14 protein-coding genes are annotated in these 17,245 nt (G+C 63.4%); 12 read left to right on the forward strand and 2 right to left on the reverse strand.

Annotated elements, in window-relative coordinates; translation table 11 throughout:
* Positions 1–5: 5 nt before the first annotated feature.
* The gene (locus FBY31_RS13350; protein WP_079597906.1) at positions 6–584 is read right to left on the reverse strand and encodes a single-stranded DNA-binding protein; all 579 of its coding nucleotides are present in this window, start codon (positions 582–584) and stop codon (positions 6–8) included.
* Between the two features lie 74 nt (positions 585–658).
* Positions 659–964, reverse strand: a complete 306-nt coding sequence (rpsF, locus tag FBY31_RS13355) for a 30S ribosomal protein S6 (RefSeq protein WP_013602900.1) — start codon at positions 962–964, stop codon at positions 659–661.
* Positions 965–1,602: 638 nt separating this feature from the next.
* Between rpsF and FBY31_RS13360 the strand changes: the two genes are divergently transcribed.
* The 12 genes from FBY31_RS13360 to FBY31_RS13415 all read left to right on the forward strand — a co-directional run bounded on the left by FBY31_RS13360 (position 1,603) and on the right by FBY31_RS13415 (position 17,237).
* Positions 1,603–4,296 (forward strand): helix-turn-helix transcriptional regulator, encoded by a 2,694-nt coding sequence (locus tag FBY31_RS13360; protein ID WP_142041714.1) that lies wholly within the window; start codon positions 1,603–1,605, stop codon positions 4,294–4,296.
* A gap of 153 nt (positions 4,297–4,449) precedes the next feature.
* Positions 4,450–6,093 carry a sugar transferase gene (locus FBY31_RS13365; RefSeq protein WP_235013052.1) on the forward strand — a complete coding sequence of 548 codons (1,644 nt, stop codon included), beginning with the start codon at positions 4,450–4,452 and terminating at the stop codon, positions 6,091–6,093.
* 29 nt (positions 6,094–6,122) lie between these two features.
* Positions 6,123–7,256, forward strand: coding sequence for a Gfo/Idh/MocA family protein (locus FBY31_RS13370; protein WP_142041718.1), 1,134 nt, complete (start codon positions 6,123–6,125; stop codon positions 7,254–7,256).
* Complete coding sequence (locus FBY31_RS13375) at positions 7,253–8,248, forward strand: NAD-dependent epimerase/dehydratase family protein (RefSeq protein ID WP_142041721.1); 996 nt, start codon at positions 7,253–7,255, stop codon at positions 8,246–8,248. Before FBY31_RS13370 ends, FBY31_RS13375 begins: the two co-directional genes overlap by 4 nt.
* Positions 8,245–9,411: a DegT/DnrJ/EryC1/StrS family aminotransferase gene (locus tag FBY31_RS13380; protein ID WP_142041724.1), complete on the forward strand. Its 1,167-nt coding sequence runs from the start codon at positions 8,245–8,247 to the stop codon at positions 9,409–9,411. The genes FBY31_RS13375 and FBY31_RS13380 overlap by 4 nt, the downstream gene beginning before the upstream one ends.
* A complete protein-coding gene (locus FBY31_RS13385) occupies positions 9,408–10,067 on the forward strand; it encodes an acetyltransferase (RefSeq protein WP_142041727.1) in 660 nt (219 codons plus the stop codon). The genes FBY31_RS13380 and FBY31_RS13385 overlap by 4 nt, the downstream gene beginning before the upstream one ends.
* Complete coding sequence (locus FBY31_RS13390; RefSeq protein WP_142041729.1) at positions 10,064–11,203, forward strand: DegT/DnrJ/EryC1/StrS family aminotransferase; 1,140 nt, start codon at positions 10,064–10,066, stop codon at positions 11,201–11,203. Before FBY31_RS13385 ends, FBY31_RS13390 begins: the two co-directional genes overlap by 4 nt.
* Positions 11,200–12,657 carry an oligosaccharide flippase family protein gene (locus FBY31_RS13395; RefSeq protein WP_235013053.1) on the forward strand — a complete coding sequence of 486 codons (1,458 nt, stop codon included), beginning with the start codon at positions 11,200–11,202 and terminating at the stop codon, positions 12,655–12,657. The genes FBY31_RS13390 and FBY31_RS13395 overlap by 4 nt, the downstream gene beginning before the upstream one ends.
* Positions 12,654–13,919 (forward strand): glycosyltransferase, encoded by a 1,266-nt coding sequence (locus tag FBY31_RS13400; RefSeq protein ID WP_142041733.1) that lies wholly within the window; start codon positions 12,654–12,656, stop codon positions 13,917–13,919. Before FBY31_RS13395 ends, FBY31_RS13400 begins: the two co-directional genes overlap by 4 nt.
* The gene (locus tag FBY31_RS13405) at positions 13,916–15,055 is read left to right on the forward strand and encodes a glycosyltransferase (protein WP_142041736.1); all 1,140 of its coding nucleotides are present in this window, start codon (positions 13,916–13,918) and stop codon (positions 15,053–15,055) included. Before FBY31_RS13400 ends, FBY31_RS13405 begins: the two co-directional genes overlap by 4 nt.
* Positions 15,052–16,362: a hypothetical protein gene (locus tag FBY31_RS13410; protein ID WP_142041739.1), complete on the forward strand. Its 1,311-nt coding sequence runs from the start codon at positions 15,052–15,054 to the stop codon at positions 16,360–16,362. Before FBY31_RS13405 ends, FBY31_RS13410 begins: the two co-directional genes overlap by 4 nt.
* The gene (locus FBY31_RS13415) at positions 16,359–17,237 is read left to right on the forward strand and encodes a glycosyltransferase (protein WP_142041742.1); all 879 of its coding nucleotides are present in this window, start codon (positions 16,359–16,361) and stop codon (positions 17,235–17,237) included. Before FBY31_RS13410 ends, FBY31_RS13415 begins: the two co-directional genes overlap by 4 nt.
* Positions 17,238–17,245: the final 8 nt, after the last annotated feature.

The raw sequence follows: 17,245 nt of genomic DNA on the forward strand, positions 1-17,245 counted from the left end.
GGTTGTTAGAAGGGAGGTTCGGAATCGGGGCCGTTGCCCCAGCCGCCCGCATTGGAGACACCGGGCGTAGCCCAGGGGTCGTCCTGTGCAGCCTGCTGGTTGCCGCCGCCCCAGCCTCCGCCGGAGTTGCCGCCCTGGTTTCCACCAGAGTTGCCGCCGCCGAAGCCACCGCCGCTGTTGCCGCCGCCAAAGCCGCCCTGTCCACCCTGGCCGCCGGAGCGCTGGGTGCGGTTGACCTTGGCATTGGCGTAGCGCAGGCTCGGGCCGATTTCGTCGACCTCAAGCTCGATAACGGTGCGCTTTTCGCCTTCTTTGGTTTCGTAGGAACGGCTCTTCAGGCGCCCGGTAACGATCACGCGCATGCCCTTAGTGAGGGACTCGGCGACGTTCTCGGCCGCTTCACGCCACACAGCGGCGCGGAGGAACAGGGTTTCCCCGTCCTTCCACTCGTTGGACTGGCGATCAAAGGTGCGGGGGGTGGAAGCGATGGTGAAGTTCGCTACTGCCGAACCGGACGGTGTGAACCGCAATTCCGGGTCATTGGTGAGGTTACCGATGACCGTAATGGTGGTCTCGCCTGCCATCTACTGCCTCCTTGTTCGATCCTGGGTGAAGAGTTCGTTGCCTGCGGGGTAAAGAATGAGAACTGGTGCTGAAATTACTCAGCAACAACCTTCTGCTCTTCGGGGCGGGTGATCTTGGTGCGCATGATGGTCTCGTTAAGAGACAGCTGGCGGTCAAGTTCCTTGGCGGTTTCCGGCTTGGCGGTGAAGTTCACCACGGCGTAGATACCTTCGGACTTCTTCTTGATCTCGTAAGCCAGCCGGCGACGGCCCCAGATGTCAACCTTTTCGATGGTTCCACCATCGTTGGTGATGACGTTCAGGAACTTCTGAAGCGACGGCTCAACGGTACGCTCTTCGACCTCGGGGTCGATGATTACCATCAATTCGTAAGGACGCATATGTGAACCCACCTCCTTTGGGCTAAGCGGTTACGGCATTTCCGTAACAGGAGGTTCATTTGCGATGCCATGCGAGGCCCTGCCGCCAGGAATGGAAGCAGGACGCAGCACAGACTTCACTATCTTAGTGCATTTGGACTGGATAGGCGATTCGTCTTGACTCCAAGGCTATGCCCGTGGTTGTGCAGGCGGCAGAACAAAACGGGCTATGTGGAAAACCGCCGGCACGGCAGGCGGCTCAAGCTGAGGCTTCCATGCCTGCGGTAATATCCTGGCTTGCCCCGTGTCGGGGTCCGGTTTCCGCAGCCCGGACGCCGCAGCAAAACAATGGTGCTGTGCATCGGCACAAAAATGCAGTCGACCGGTTCCTGCGCTATTCCACCTTGCAGGCGCTCCATGAGTCAGCTGATTTCTCTCAAGCATCGAGAAAATCTTGATGAAATCCAGCGCCTAAGCGGTGGCGCGGTGCAATGACGTGCCGTTATATTGACTCCACGGCTGGGTACCGTGCTGAACGTGACGAGCGGACAGCGGGCTGGACCACCGGGCATGCCAAATGACCGGATGGTGCAGTGCAACAGTGCTTGAACTGATGACGCAAAGAAAAGTGGTCTCCTTCTTCGACGGATGGGGACCTCATGTCATTGATAGGCAGAAGCAAGGAACTGGACAGGATCCTTTCTGTGATCCGGGGCCCCAAGGACGCGGCTCTCACGGTCACTGGTCCCCACGGCATGGGAAAATCGGCCCTGTTATCCGAAATCCCGCGGCTCTCGGATTGCCGGACTGTCTTCCTTCGGGCCAGCGCCTCGGAATCGGACTGGCCGTTGTCCGGACTGACTGCACTTTTGGACGGGATGGACGATCCGGTCCTCAACCGGATTGCCGATCAGCTCCTCCATGATGCTTCCGGTTCCCTGGATGTGCCTGCCGTTTCCATCATGCTGCTCAACGGACTGCACCAGCGCTCATCCTCACGGACCGTCGTCGTGATCGACGATGCGGACCAACTGGACCCCAGCAGCCAGGCGGTCATCGGCTTCCTCGCCCGGCGCTTGACGGGAACCGACCTCGCCGTCTTCATCAGCATGCGCGAAGACTCAGCGGACAGCCCTTTCATGAGCCTGCCCGCCCTGCAACTGCATGCACTCAGCTACAACGACACCGTCCGTATGCTTGAAGCAATTCCAGCGCGGCAAACAGCGACGGCAGCCGTCCATGCAGTTGCCGCAGCCACCCAGGGCAACCCGCTCGCCGCCGTCGAACTTTATTCTCAACTACTGGACCGGCAGTCGGAGGGAAAGTACGCCCTTCCCGTTCCCCTGCCCTCCAAGGGCAGCTTCGAGGCTGGGTTCGCGGCGGCCGTCGCTGGGCTCACTCCGGCATCGCGGCAGGTCCTGGACTTGCTGTCACTGTCGTTCCGGAGCGACGTCGCAACCCTTGAGAAGGTCCACGGCGACGTTTGGAGCGGGGTTGACGAGCTCCTGGTCTTCGGGCTGGTCACCCGGTCAGGGCCGTACCTGGGCATCAGGGACCAGCTGCTCCGTGGCTACGTCTTCGCTGCCATGACGCCGGCCGTACGGACTGCCAGCCACCGTGCCCTGGCAGAGGCGGCCACCGACTCAGACCCCCACGCGCGCAGGTGGCATCTGAGCTTCACGGCATTGGAGCGGCAGACCCCGTTTGGCCTCCTCCGCTACGCCGTTAACCTCATCAGGGCAGGGGAAGTGTCCTTCGCCGTCGAGTATATCGAGCGGGCACTCACCATCAATCCGTGGGAAGCGGAGACAGCGGCGCGCCTCACTACTGTGGCGGAGCTGCTGTTCAACCGAGGAGAATTTGTCTACGCCAGGCGCTACCTGGACTGGGCCCGGCGGGTCACCCGCAACCCGGCCCTGATACTCCGGCTGACCGGTCTCTCCTTTGAAATCGAGTTCATGCAGGGCGCTGCAGTGCGGGCCAGGATGGTGCTGCGGCTGGTCAAGGAGTTTGGACAGCATGACCCGGCGTATTCGGCCAACCTGCTGGCCATCGGTGCGCTGCACTTCGCAGAACGCTGGGAGCTCAAGGACGCCGCCGCACTTCTGCGCCATGCAGAGGAATTCCGCGCCGCGGCTTCCTCCGAGTGCCTGGCTGTGGCGGAGCGGGCCAGGCTTCTTATCGAATCGATCGGCGGGAAATCCGAAAACCTCCGGCGCAAGAATGATTCCGTTGGAGAGGCCGGATTGGCTGGCCTGCTGGTGCACGGCCGCGCCCTGAGCTACGCCGAGCATCCCGGCCTCGCCCGGGAGGCCTTCGCCATGGTGCGGAACTCCGCAGAACCAAGCCAGGTCAACTGGCGGGAAACCGCCGCATTCCTCGCCGTGGACAACGAGATCCGCGCCGGCAACGTCCGGACTGCGGTGAAGCTCATCGAAGATCTCGAACTCCAGGAACCGGAGATGAAATACCACCGCGGGATGCGGTGCGTCTTCCGCGTGTGGCGGGCGCACGCCCTGGGTGATGAAGCATTGGCACGGGTATATGCAGCAGACGCCCAGCACTTCTCGGGAGCGGAAAGCCACCACTCCATCACCGCCCAGCTCGCAGCCATCCAAGGCCACTTTGAACTGATGCGCGGCAACCTCGCGGAGTCGCTCGCCCAACTCTCACGTGCGGCCGAATTGGGTCTGGAGTTCGAGAACCCAACGCTGCTTCGGTGCGAGGGGGACCTCGTGGAGGCCCTGGTGCGGCTGGGCCGGCACCGGGAAGCCACCCAGGCGCTCTTCCGGCTGGAGAGCCGGTCCGTGGGGCTGCGGTCCCCCTGGCTCATGACGGCTGTTGCCCGGAGCCGGGCCATGTTGGCCGACGGGGATCAGTCACTCCAGCTTTTCAGTCAGGCACTGGAGGGCAGGAATGCCTACGATTCGCTGCTGGAACGAGCCAGGACCATGCTGTGCTACGCAGAGCGGCTGGGCGCCGATGGCCGGGCACGGGAGGCCCGCGACGCGATGCTGCGGGCAAAAGTCATGTTCGATGAGGCTGGAGCCGATGCCTGGGCCCAGCGCGTGGATTCCCTGCTGCTGGACGAACGCGTGGAGCCTTCGCGTCCCAAAGGCAACCCGGCGATGCTGATGCTTGCCGACCATGAACGGTCGCTGGCGCAGATGGTGGCCCGCGGGATGCGTAATAAGGAAATCGCTGCCACCCTCTACGTGTCCGTCCGGACCGTCGAAGTGCGCCTTACTGCCATCTACCGCAAGCTCGGCGTGGAGTCACGCGCTCAACTCACCGCCCTTGCTGCCAGCAAGGACAGTACGGCCCGCGAACCGTACGTACTGCCCGTACTTTAGGCGCAAATTCCTGCTTTTGCAGGTACCCGCAGTATCCACACTGTACGTCCGCCAGACCACAATCGCCCTTCCTTTCCCCGCTACGGCAGTCATTCCGAGGCTAATTTTGCTCCACGGTCAAAGCACAGGCGGACACGCCGGGAAGAGGACATCATGGCAGAAACACCAGTGGCCAGATCCCGTCGCCCCGCCTTGGGCTGGCCCGTTGCGCCCGCTGCTGCACAGCGGTTGTCAACAGCGCCGTTGGCGGCGGCGGAAACCGCAGGAACCCGGTTCCTGCTGCCGCCAACGGGCACTCCAGCACCTGTAATCCCGGGAAGGCCAGCAGCCCGAACACCAGCCACTGCACCGCAGGCACCCTTCGTTCCCCTGCGCAAGGCGGCGGCCTCATGGCTCGCCAGGCACATCAACTTCCTCCGCACCACCGACTCGCTCCTGGTCCTGGCAGCCGTGTTTGCCGGCTACCAGCTCTCCAGTGTCGTTGTGGCGTCCGAGAGTCCCGGCGATGGTGGCACCCTGGCCACGGCTGCCGCCGTCGCCCTTTTGTGGCCCTCCGCCTTGGAGATCTACCGCACCCGCGACGCGAAGGTGCTGGGGGTGGGCGCCGACGAATACAAGCGCGTGGCATCAGCAAGCCTGCGGATCTTCGGGCTGCTGGCTATCGCCGCAGTTGTTTTCTCCGTCCACGGCGCCGCGGCCTTCGTCACAGTGTCCCTGCCGCTGGGACTGGTATCCCTCACAGCCAACCGCTGGTTCTTCCGACGGCGGCTCACAGCCGAAAAGGCAAAGGGACGCCACCTCTCACGGGCAGTGGTTGTGGGTGACCCGGAAGACGTCCGGTATGTCGTCCAGCAGATAGCGCGGAAGTCCGGGCCTGTCTACAACATCCTCGGTGTCTGCCTCCCCGGAGCACGCCGCGGCACCGGCTTCCGCGTGGACAGCACCCTGGTGCCAGTCCTGTCCTCCACGGACGACATCGCCCGGGCCGTCCGCCTGGCGGAAGCCGACTCGGTGATTGTGGCCGGACCACTTCCCGGGGGCAACCGGTTCATCCGGGAACTCGGCTGGAAGCTCGAAGAGTGCTCCGCCGAGATGGTCCTGGCGGCAACGCTGACCAACGTGGCCGGACCGCGCATCCACTGGCGGCCGGTGGAGGGCCTGCCCCTGATGCACGTGGACATCCCGCAGTACAGCGGCGCCAAGCATGTCCTGAAGCGGGTCATGGATGTGGCAATGGCCCTGGCCGCCCTCCTGGTGCTGTCCCCGCTGCTCCTGGTGCTTTCCCTGATAGTGCACCTGGACGGCCCCGGCCCGGTGTTCTTCCGTCAGGACAGAATCGGCAGGGGCGGAAGTGTTTTCGGAATGCTCAAGTTCCGGTCCATGGTGGTGGACGCCGAAGCCCGCCTGGCGGAGCTGAACGGGCAGAACCAGGGCGCGGGCGTCCTCTTCAAGATGCGCGACGATCCGCGGGTGACGCGATGCGGGCGCTGGATGCGCAAATACTCGCTCGACGAACTCCCGCAACTCTGGAACGTGGTGCTTGGCCACATGAGCATGGTGGGTCCGCGGCCTCCACTGGACCGCGAAGTGAGCGCCTACGAGCGGCACACCCACCGCCGTCTGCTGATCAAACCCGGAATCACTGGACTGTGGCAGATCAACGGCCGCTCCGACCTCTCTTGGGATGAAGCCGTCCGGCTGGATCTCTACTACGTCGAAAACTGGTCAATCGCCGGCGACCTGCTGATCCTGTGGCGGACCTTCCGCGCAGTCATCAAGCCGTCCGGCGCCTACTAAACAACCGCACCCTCGGGAAAGAAAGTGATATGAGGACATTCCACAATCCATTCCACACCCCTACCCCCCGGCAACCCGTCCCCAAACTCAAGATCGCCGTCGTGGGGGCCGGGTACTGGGGCCCGAACCTGGCGCGCAACCTGCAGGCAAGCCCCGACTGGGACCTGGTGGCGATCTGCGACCTGGATATTGAGCGGGCCCGCAAGTTGGCTGCCACACTGGGCGACATTCCAGTGGTCGAGTCGCTGGACGAGATGCTGGACACGTTTGATGTTGACACCGTGGCTATCGCGACGCCGGCACGCACCCACCACGGGACGGTCATGACGGCGCTGCGCGCCGGAAAGCACGTCCTGGTGGAGAAGCCGCTGGCAGACAGTCGGGCGCATGGACTGGAAATGGTGGCCGAAGCACGGGCAAACGGGTTGGTGCTGATGGCGGACCACACCTATTGCTACACACCGGCAGTGCTGAAGATGCAGGAACTGGTGCAGGCAGGGTCCCTGGGTGAAATCCTGTTTGTGGACTCCACCCGCATCAACCTGGGGCTCGTCCAGCCGGACGTTGATGTGTTCTGGGACCTGGCGCCGCACGACTTGTCCATCCTCGATTTCGTCCTCCCCGGCGGGCTGAACCCGGCCGAAGTCTCGGCTTTCGGCGCCGATCCGCTGGGAACCGGGCGGGACTGCGTGGGGCACCTGAACTTCCGGCTTCCCAATGATGCCACCGCCCACGTGCACGTGAACTGGCTCAGCCCCACCAAGATCCGGCAGATGGTGATCGGCGGATCCCTCCGCACCCTCGTGTGGGATGACCTGAACCCGCAGCAGCGGCTCAGCGTGTACGACCGGGGCGTCAGCCTGGACCGGCAGCCGAAGTCGGCCGGGGAGAAGGCATCCGACGCTGTGTCCTACCGGCTCGGGGACACCTGGTCGCCCGCCCTGCCGGAACGCGAGGCGCTGGGACAGGTGGTCGCCGAACTCGCCTTCTGCATCCGCAACGGCCAGGAGGCGCGGACCGGCGGCGAATCGGGCCTTCGGGTCCTTTCCGTCCTGGAGGCGGTGAGCCGCAGCCTCAGTCTGGACGGCCAGGCCTCCCCTGTTGAAGGTACCGGTGCAGCAGAGGCCGCAGCTTCCGGCGTCGAACTCGAGGGTGTGCGGTGAGCCGGCTGCAGGGGGCCAACGTCCTGGTAACCGGAGGAGCGGGAACCATCGGTTCCACATTGGTGGACGCGCTGCTCGAAGCGGGCGTTGAACGCGTGGAGGTCCTGGACAACCTGGTCCGCGGCCGCCTGGACAACCTGGACGGAGCCTTGGCCAGCGGGCAGGTGGAGCTGGTGTACGGAGACATCGGGGACCGTGACCTGGTCCATGACCTGACCAGGGGCAAGGATCTGGTGTTCCACCAGGCGGCCATCCGGATCACCCAGTGCGCTGAGGAACCGCGACTGGCGCTGGAGGTCATGGTGGACGGAACCTTCAACATCCTCGAAGCCGCCGCCGAGCACAAGGTGGACAAGCTGGTAGCTGCGTCCAGCGCCTCGGTGTACGGCATGGCGGAGGAATTTCCCACCCGCGAAAGCCATCACCACGCCAATAACGATACCTTTTATGGGGCCGCGAAATCCTTCAACGAAGGAATGGCCCGCAGCTTCCACGCAATGACCGGCCTGGATTTCGTGATGCTCCGCTACTTCAACGTCTATGGCCCGCGGATGGATGTCCACGGGCTGTACACCGAAGTCCTGGTGCGCTGGATGGAGAGGATCATGGACGGCCGGCCCCCGCTGATTTTCGGGGACGGGCTGCAGACGATGGACTTCGTTTATACGGCCGACGTGGCGCGGGCGAATGTCCTCGCAGCCGCCAGCGACGTCACGAACGGAATCTACAACATCGCCAGCGGAACCGAGACCAGCCTGCTGGAGATGGCGGAGGCGCTGCTGCGGGTCATGGGTTCGGATTTGGTGGTTGAGCACGGGCAGGCGCGGCAGGTCAACGGCGTGGTCCGCCGCCTTGCGGACATCTCCGCGGCTGCCCGTGATCTGGGGTTCAAGGCGGAAGCCGACCTCGAGGCAGGACTGCGGGAGCTCGTCGCCTGGTGGAAGCCGCTCAGGGACGAGATCGCGGCGACAAGGAAGGTCGGTGCCAAATGAGCACGGATGCGGTCCTTTCCCGGATCAATGTCATGAAGCCCTGGCTTGGGGAAGAAGAAGCCAGGGCCCTGGCGGAAGTGGTTGCCTCCGGCTGGGTGGCCCAGGGACCGAAGGTTAAGGAGTTCGAAGCAGCGTTCGCCGCCGCGCAGGGGGTTCGGCACGCCGTCGCAACCTCCAACTGCACTACTGCCCTGCACCTGGCGCTGGTGGTGGCGGGCATCGGCCCGGGCGACGACGTAGTGGTGCCGTCGCTGTCCTTTATCGCGACGGCGAACGCTGTCACCTATGTCGGGGCCCGCCCCGTGTTCTGCGACGTCGATCCGGCAACAGGCAACGTGACCGCGGAAACCATCCACGCGGCCCTGACCCTTGATACCCGGGCTGTGATCGTGGTGGACCAGGGCGGCGTACCCCTGGACATGGACCCGATCCGCGAACTCTGTGACCGCCATGAGATTACCGTCGTCGAAGATGCTGCCTGCGCTGTTGGCTCCACCTACAAGGACCGGCCGGTGGGTGCCAGAGCGGACGTGGCGGTGTGGTCCTTCCATCCCCGCAAGATCCTCACCACCGGCGAAGGCGGAATGCTCACCACCAACCGGGCCGATTGGGCAGCCCGGGCCAGGACTCTCCGGGAGCACTCCATGAGCGTGTCCGCCACGGACCGGCACGGCTCCCTGCTGGCAATGCCGGAGGTCTACCTTGAGGTGGGGTTCAACTACCGGATGACGGACCTGCAGGCCGCCGTCGGAATTGTGCAACTGGGGCGGCTGCCCGAGGTGGTACAACGTCGCCGGGACATTGCGGCGCGGTATGTCGCCGGACTCGCTGGCCTGCGGGGGCTGCGGCTGGTGTCCGACCCGCCCTACGGGACCAGCAACTTCCAGTCGCTGTGGCTGGAGGTCTTGCCCGGTTTCGGCACAACGCGTGAAGGCCTGTTGGCACGCCTCGCGGAAGCGGGCATCTCCGCCCGCAGGGGCATCATGGCGGCACACCGGCAGCCGGCGTACCGCAAGCGGGACACCGGCAATTCATTGCTGCCTAACACCGAACGGCTCAACGACAGGACGCTGATCCTTCCGGTCTTCCACGAACTCGACGATGCAAGCCTCAGCCGGATCATCTGCGCCATCCGCGATACCGCCACAGGGGGGGCGACATGAGCGAGCTGATTTTGATTGCGGCGAGCGGCCTGGCCAGGGAAGTCCTGGCGATGGTGCGGGCCAGCGGACAGTACGACGTCGTGGGTTTGCTGGATGACGACAAGGAGATGGCCGGCGTAACGGTGGACGGTGCTCCGGTGCTTGGGACCATCGACGATGCCGTCAACTACACGCACGCGCTGATCCTGGTCTGCATCGGCTCGGGGAAGTCACGGGAAGCAGTGGTGTCGAGGCTTACGGGGATGGGACTTAATGAGGCGCGCTACGCCACGGCGGTGGACCCCTCCGTGCACTACCCGGAGGGCTGCCGGATCGGAAGGGGGAGCATCCTGCTGCGCAACGTCACCATGACTGCCTCGGTCACTCTCGGTTCGCACGTGGTGGCCATGCCGTCCGTGACATTCACGCACGACGACGACGTGGCGGACTTTGCCACGTTCGCTGCGGGAGTGTCCCTGGGCGGCGGAGTCCGGATCGGCAGGGCTGCTTACCTGGGTATGAACGCCAGCGTCCGTGAACGGACGTCGGTGGGTGCGTACGCGACGGTGGGCATGGGTGCCGCGGTGCTCAGCAATGTGCCCGACGGCGAGACCTGGGTGGGTGTACCGGCTCATGAAATTGAACGGGAAAGTTTCCATTTTGGGGGTGTGCGGTGAGTGCGGAAGTTGAAGTCCGGGCTGATTCAACGGTGCCGTTGGTGGACCTGGCGGCGCAGCAGGCGGATGTCCACGAGCAGGTCATGGCGGAACTGGCCGAGGTGTTTAAAGGGGCGTCCTTCATAGGTGGTCCGGCTGTGGCCCACTTCGAAGCTGCCTACGCTTCGTTCGTCGGAACCAGGCATTGCATTGGTGTGGCCAACGGTACCGATGCGCTGGAGCTGGCCCTGCGGGCAGGCGGTGTCACACCTGGGGGTGAGGTCATTCTTCCCGCCAACACCTTCATTGCTACGGCCGAGGCCGTAAGCCGGATCGGGGCGGTACCAGTTCCGGTGGATGTGGACCCGGAATACCTACTGATGGATCCCTCTGCCGTCGCCGCGGCCGTGACGTCCCGGACCCAGGCTATTGTCCCGGTTCACCTCTTCGGGCAGACGGCGTTCGTAGAGCGGTTGGTCCCTATCGCTGATGCTTGCGGGGCTGTGATTATCGAAGACGCTGCCCAGTCGCAGGGGGCAAGGCGCTTTGGCCGTGCTGCCGGCACGCTGGGCCTTGCTGCCGGCACCAGTTTCTATCCGGGGAAAAACCTTGGTGCGGCCGGTGATGCTGGTGCGGTGCTGACAGATGACCCGCGCGTTGCCGCCCGGGTGCGGATGTTGGGTGCCCATGGCAGCTCGGAGAAGTACCGCCACGATGCTATTGGCATAAACTCACGGCTCGACACCGTTCAAGCGGTGGTGCTCAAGGCCAAACTGGAGCGGTTAGCGTCCTGGAACCTCCTGCGGCGGGCGGCGGCTGAACGATATTCGGAGCTGCTCGCTGATGTTCCCGGTGTTGTTGTCCCTCGCGAGGCGCCCGGAAATGTCGATGTTTGGCACTTGTACGTGGTGCGGGTACCCCAGCGAGATGTTGTTCTAGCTGCTCTTCACTCGGCGGGGATCCAGGCCGGGATCCACTATCCGGTTCCGGTGCATCTCAGTGGGGCCTACGGTTCCGACGGCTCGCTGCCGGGATCCTTCCCTGTTGCAGAGGAAGCCGCCGGACAGATACTGTCCCTGCCCCTTTACCCGCACATCACCGCCGGGCAACAGGAGCGGGTTGTGGAGGCGCTGCGCGACGCCTTGGAGGCATCGTGACGAGTACCACCACCCGCCCCGGCGCTTCCAGCGCCTTCGGCTGGAGCGTGCTCAACACAGTGTTGTCCCGGATAGGAACGCTTGGAATCGGAATCGTGCTTGCCCGCGTCCTGGGACCTGAATCCTTCGGCACCTTCGCGGTGGCATTGGTCGCGCTTATGGCGGTCCTCAGTTTTAACGAGCTGGGGGTATCACTGGCTATTGTGCGTTGGCCAGGGGACCCTTCCAGGATCGTGCCCACGGTCAACACGATATCCGTTGCCGGCAGTGCGCTATTCTGCACCGCCGCAATTTTTGCCGCACCGGTGTTTACCGCGGCTGTCGGCGACCCGGACGCCACCGGTGTGATTCGTGTGTTGATTCTTAGTGTCTTTATCAACGGGATCGTGGCCTCGCCGGCCGCTTTGCTCCAGCGTGATTTCCGTGAGAAAACCCGAATGGGGATCGACCAGGCGAATGTCTGGGTTGGGGCGGTCCTTTCGCTCGCCTTGGCAGTTGCAGGTATGGGAGCCATGGCTTTGGCGGTGGGCCGGGTTGCGGGGAGCCTCATCTCAGCGGTGATGTTCCTCAAGGCTTCCCCACTGCCGTACCGGTTTGGCCTGGACCGTACGCTGGTTGGCCCCCTGCTTCGCTTCGGCCTGCCTTTGGCTGGGACGAGCATAATATTCTTCGCGGTGGGCTACAGTGACCAGCTCACGGCCGGAATATTGCTGGGAACAACAGGGCTGGGGTTCTACGTCCTGGCCTTCAACCTCGCCAGCTGGCCCGTGAGCATCCTGGCGCAACCGTTGCGAAGGGTGGCGCCCGCCGCGTTCTCGTCCCTGCAAAATGACCCGTCCAGACTCAATGACACGCTGGGTGCCATCTTCTCTGTCCTCCTATGCGTCACACTGCCGCCAATGGTCTTCCTTGCCGCCAGCTCCGAACCGGTGGTCAACCTGCTCTACGGGATGGCCTGGCTCCCAGCGGCCGCCGTGCTGTCCTGGCTCGTCATAGCTGCGTTTGCAAAGATCATTTGCGACCTGGCGTACGACTTCCTGGTGGTCCTGGGAAGATCCGGCACGGTCTTCATGATCCAGGCCGTGAGCTTGGTGGTCCTCATACCCGCGCTTATCTCCGGCGCCCTCCTGTTCGGGCTGGCTGGCCTCGCGGCAGCACAGGCGCTGGTCACGGGCCTCGTCGTCCTCCCCTGCTACCTGCGCCAGGTGCGCAAAGCAGGCGTCAATCTCGCACCCATGGCCAGGAGCAGCTGTCTTCCAGCCAGTGCCGGGCTCGCAGCTGGCGCCTTCGCCTGGCTGATGGCAACGGTGCAACCTGATCCACTTCCCGCAGTTGCATCTTCGGGATTGGTCGCAGGAGCCCTTGCCCTGGGCCTGCTCTACCTGCGCCGAACCTCGCTGGGACTCCTGCGCACCATTGGAAATGCTTCTCAAACTGCCGGGGCGGTCGCATGAAAATTCTGGTTTTCCCTCACGACCTCGAAATCGGCGGCAGCCAAATCAATGCCATCGAGATAGCGGCTGCAGTGCAACAAAGGGGCCACGAAGTAGTCATGTTTGGCAAAAGGGGTGCACTCAATGCACGGATCAGCGAACTGGGACTCGAATTCGTTGAATCCCCCCGGCCCTCGCACCGCCCCACTCCGGCAATCGTTGGCGCCTTGAAACAGTTGGTCCGTTCACGTAATTTCGATGTCCTGCACGGCTACGAATGGCCGCCCACTCTTGAATGCGTGCTCGCCGCCCGGAAAACACGCGCGGTGGCCGTTTGCACTGTCATGTCCATGGCAGTTGCTCCTTTCATCCCCAAACACCTGCCCCTGATGGTCGGAACGGCCAACATCCTGGCAGCAGAGCAGAACTTCGGCAGGACGCGCGCTGAGCTGATGGAACCTCCCGTTGACCTTGCCCATAACAATCCCGGCATCGACGTCGGGGTGGAAGCCTTCCGCCGCCAGTGGGGGCTGGAAAGCTCATCCTTTATTGTTTCAACAGTCACCCGCCTCGCAGTTGAATTGAAACTGGAAGGCGTGCTGTCCGCCATCGAGGCAGTGGGCAGGGTGGCCCACCAGATTCCCGTCCAGTACCTCATTGCTGGCAGCGGCCCCGCGCGCAACATCGTCGAGGCGGCCGCCAAAGAACTGAACCAGGGGATAGGACGCCGGGTTGTCGTGTTGGTGGGCCAACTGGATGATCCCCGGCCGGCTTACGCCACCGCGGATCTTGTCCTCGGCATGGGAGGTTCAGCTTTGCGGGCCATGTCTTTCGCCAAACCTCTCGTGGTCCAGGGTGAACAGGGATTCTGGGAGCTGCTGACTCCGGAATCCCTGCCGCTTTTCCTGCAGCAGGGGTGGTTTGGCACCGGCCCAGCGACGGAAACCGGAGCCGGCAGGCTCGCAGGACTACTGGTGGAGATTCACCGGAACCCGGACCGCCGCCGCGAGTTATCCGCCTTCGGCCTCGCGACAGTCACCCGGCGCTTCTCGCTGGCACGGGCGGCCGAATTGCAGGAAGCCTGCTACGGGCGGGCCATGCAGGAGCGGGTGGAAGTGCAGCTACGGAACAATCTGGGAGCTGCCGGCCGGTTTGTCGCCCATGAGGTGGCCCAACATGCCCGGCAACTGCGGGGTTGCGCCGCGGAGGACGACTTCAACGCACCACGGCCCGGCCAGCGCCAGGCCACCATGCAGCGCTTGCTGAAGGGAGTACGGGGATGAGGAACGAAAGGGCAGTGCTGGTTTTCATCCCGGGCAGCCGCTGGGAAAACGTCAGTGGCACCGACCACCACCTTGCCGTAGCACTGGCAGAGTTGGTTCCGGTGCTCTGGGTCGATCCGCCCCTGCCGTTCCATCACGCCCTGCGGTCGCCTGACCGCCCCCAGGGCCGTCTTGAACTTTCAGAGGTTGCTGACGGCGTCACGCGCCTGCGGTCCGTGTCTTTGCCCGGATTTACCCGTCGGCTGGTGATGCCCTTGACGAGCCGGCTGCTGTCAGCGGACATCCGGACTGGTCTTGCCCGGCTAGGTGTGGAGGCCAGGGCCACCCTGCTGTCCTCGCCAGTCTCACGTTTCCCGCCCGGGCTCGCAGGTCCCACCATGCTTTACGTGACAGATGATTGGTCGGCGGGCGCGGGAATGATGCGACTGGCGCCTGCGCTGGTGGAAAAGACCTTGCAAGCCAACCTGGCTGCAGCACGACACACGGCAGCAGTTTCACCAGCATTGGCCGCCTTGGTTGATTCCCGGATGAAGGCAAACCGGCATTCGACCGCAGTGCTTCCCAACGGTTGCGCCGTTACAGCCCTCCAAGAGCCCGCACCCGTCCGGACGCCTACCGCGGCGCTGGTCGGACAGCTGAACGAACGCCTGGACATGGACCTGCTGGAGGCATTGGACGAAGCGGATGTTCCGCTCCTGGTTATAGGACCACGCACCGACCGTGATCCCGAAGTACGCCGCCGGCTGGATACTTTCCTGGCCTCCGACAATGTCTCATGGCTGGGCAGGGTTCCACTCCCCGAAACCCAGGAGCATCTGGCTACCGCTGGAGTGGGCCTGACCCCTTACCGTGACAACGCGTTCAACCGGGCGTCTTTTCCCCTCAAGACCCTCGATTATTTGGCGGCCGGTCTACCGGTGGTGGCGACCGACCTTCCTGCGGTCCGCTGGCTGGAGACAGACCTGGTGACCGTCTGCGATGGGACCGAAAACTTTGTCCGACAAGTCCAGCAGCAACTGGCCGCCCCGCCAGACACTGCAGCGGAGGCTGACCGCCGGACGTTCGCCGCAGGACATTCCTGGCACGAACGGGCCCGTCGCCTGATGTCCATCATTGAAGGAAGTGGCAAGCCATGAGCACTTACGTCCGCAGCACGGCTGCAGCAATATTCGGAATTATCGGACTGTTTTGTGCTGCGTGCACTCCCGTCGCAGGGGCTCCTCCGGTGCCCGGCACCAATGAAGAGATGAAACCTGCGGCCATTACTGGCGCAGGGCTGAATCTGCCCAGGATTCCTTGGGAAGGCGGCCCGGACTACTGGAAATCCTTTACCAATGCAGACGCCGCCGGTTGGGACGAACCCTCCTTCTTTCCTGTGGCAATTTGGTACAACGGCATCAGCAGCGATGAGGAAGTGCGCTTCGACAAAGAGCACGGAATTAACACCTACATGGGCATGGACAGCAGCACTCCCTACTCAATTTTTGAGCGCAACGGCGTCTATTGGATCGGCGGGAAACTCAACGAGAGCTTCACTCCTTCCGGGACCAACTGGGTGGGTGCCTTCCTGGACGACGAAGTCGATGGCCGTTTCACCCCCGAGGACGGCCGTGAGCATCTGCAGCGCCTCGCCGATGCAGCCCCTGCAGGTCTCTTCAAGTACGCCAACTTCACGCAAATGGTCATCAGCCAGTACATGCCGGCCACCGACGCCCAAGCCTTCGTGAACGGCTACACGGACGCCGTCTCCCTGGACATGTACTGGTACACCATCCCCTACTGCAGCCTTGAGCCGTATCAGAACACCCACTTGGTCCCTGTCGACAAAGCTACGTGCCGGACTGCGTCCAGTTATGGGAAGACGATGGAGGCCTTGCGCCAGCAAGACGCCGCGGACGGGAAATTGCAGCCGCTGTGGCAGTTCGTGGAGAACCTCAACGGTGGTCCCGGCGAGGGGCCCTTCGTAGCCAACATCAGCCCGGGACAGCTGGAGGGGGCGGTCATGAGTTCGGTCATCAATGAAGCCCGGGGCATCATCTACTTCAACCAAAGCCTTTCCGGCCCTTGCGGTGGCGGCAGCGTTCTGCGGCTGGCCCAGGTGACCGCCGAATACTGTGGCGCCCCGCAGATCGAGGGCATGAAGAACATCAACTCCCAGATTCATGAGATGGCACCGGTACTCAACACGCAGTCCTATGACTATTCCTTCGGCGAGGGTCTGGACACCATGCTGAAGACCTACGACGGCGCCGCCTACATTTTCGCGATGGCCACAGGGGAGTCCGTACCCGGAAGCCGGCACTTCTCCCTTCCGCCGGACATCAAGGCGGACACCGTGGAGGTCCTTTTCGAGGGCCGTTCCCTTCCGGTTGACGGCCGCGGGCGCTTCTCGGATTCCTTCGCCCATGAATCCGCTTACCACGTCTACAAGGTGAAGCTATGAACCACACAACTGACCATGTGATCCTGACCAGGTTCAATGTGCCCACGGCCGGCATAGAAGGCCGGGTCCGCGCCAGGGAGGGCTGGCTCCGTGAACGGATGGCGTTGTTCGAGGCTTTCTGCCTGCCATCCGTCCAATCCCAGACCAGTACCGATTTCCATTGGATTATCTACCTCGATCCGGAAAGCCCGGTATGGCTCAAGTCCAGACTCGCGGAACTCAACACCGGCGGGCTTTTCACCCCTGTCTACCGGTCGCAGATTTCTGATTCCGAACGGATTTCCGACATCAGGGCTGTCACCGGCGCCAAGGGGCAACGGCTCATAAGTAGTAATTTGGACAACGATGACGCACTCGCAACGGACTTCGTAGAACGGCTCCAGAAGATCCCAACAGGGTCATCCCGGACGGCCGTGTACTTCGTCAACGGCCTGATTCTCAGCGGGGACGCCCTGTACGCGAACAGGGACAGCACCAATGCGTTCTGTTCGGTTCGGGAAACCTGGGACTCGCCCGTGACCTGCTGGGCAGATTGGCACACCCGGCTCGGAAAGTCTATGCCCGTGCTGGAAATCGATGGCCCTGCGGGCTGGCTTCAGGTGGTCCACGGAACCAACGTGAGCAACCGCGTCCATGGGACCCGGATTGCCGCCAGCGCGGCGCCGAAGGCTTTTGGACAGCTGTTGTCCGGGGTTAAGGACCCTTCCGGGCTGGAGTTGCTGTATGAGTTGGCTCTCGCCCGGCCTGGCAGGTGGAGCCGGGACAGGTTGCGGTCCCTGGCAAAGGCAGCAGTTCTCGGGACCTTCGGAAAATCGGGATTGGACCGGCTGAAGGATTCCGTCAATGCCCGGTTCCGTTCCCTGTCCAGCCGCTGATGGTTGAG

The organism is Arthrobacter sp. SLBN-100, assembly GCF_006715305.1.
GTDB lineage: Bacteria > Actinomycetota > Actinomycetes > Actinomycetales > Micrococcaceae > Arthrobacter.

What these genes read in the sequence shown, in the direction of transcription:
- FBY31_RS13365 (WP_235013052.1), top strand. Translation starts at nt 4,450, where the DNA reads ATGGCAGAAACACCAGTGGCCAGATCCCGTCGCCCCGCCTTGGGCTGG.
- FBY31_RS13370 (WP_142041718.1), top strand. Translation starts at nt 6,123, where the DNA reads ATGAGGACATTCCACAATCCATTCCACACCCCTACCCCCCGGCAACCC.
- FBY31_RS13350 (WP_079597906.1), bottom strand. Translation starts at nt 584, where the DNA reads ATGGCAGGCGAGACCACCATTACGGTCATCGGTAACCTCACCAATGAC.
- FBY31_RS13400 (WP_142041733.1), top strand. Translation starts at nt 12,654, where the DNA reads ATGAAAATTCTGGTTTTCCCTCACGACCTCGAAATCGGCGGCAGCCAA.
- FBY31_RS13410 (WP_142041739.1), top strand. Translation starts at nt 15,052, where the DNA reads ATGAGCACTTACGTCCGCAGCACGGCTGCAGCAATATTCGGAATTATC.
- FBY31_RS13385 (WP_142041727.1), top strand. Translation starts at nt 9,408, where the DNA reads ATGAGCGAGCTGATTTTGATTGCGGCGAGCGGCCTGGCCAGGGAAGTC.
- FBY31_RS13380 (WP_142041724.1), top strand. Translation starts at nt 8,245, where the DNA reads ATGAGCACGGATGCGGTCCTTTCCCGGATCAATGTCATGAAGCCCTGG.
- FBY31_RS13360 (WP_142041714.1), top strand. Translation starts at nt 1,603, where the DNA reads ATGTCATTGATAGGCAGAAGCAAGGAACTGGACAGGATCCTTTCTGTG.
- rpsF (WP_013602900.1), bottom strand. Translation starts at nt 964, where the DNA reads ATGCGTCCTTACGAATTGATGGTAATCATCGACCCCGAGGTCGAAGAG.
- FBY31_RS13415 (WP_142041742.1), top strand. Translation starts at nt 16,359, where the DNA reads ATGAACCACACAACTGACCATGTGATCCTGACCAGGTTCAATGTGCCC.
- FBY31_RS13405 (WP_142041736.1), top strand. Translation starts at nt 13,916, where the DNA reads ATGAGGAACGAAAGGGCAGTGCTGGTTTTCATCCCGGGCAGCCGCTGG.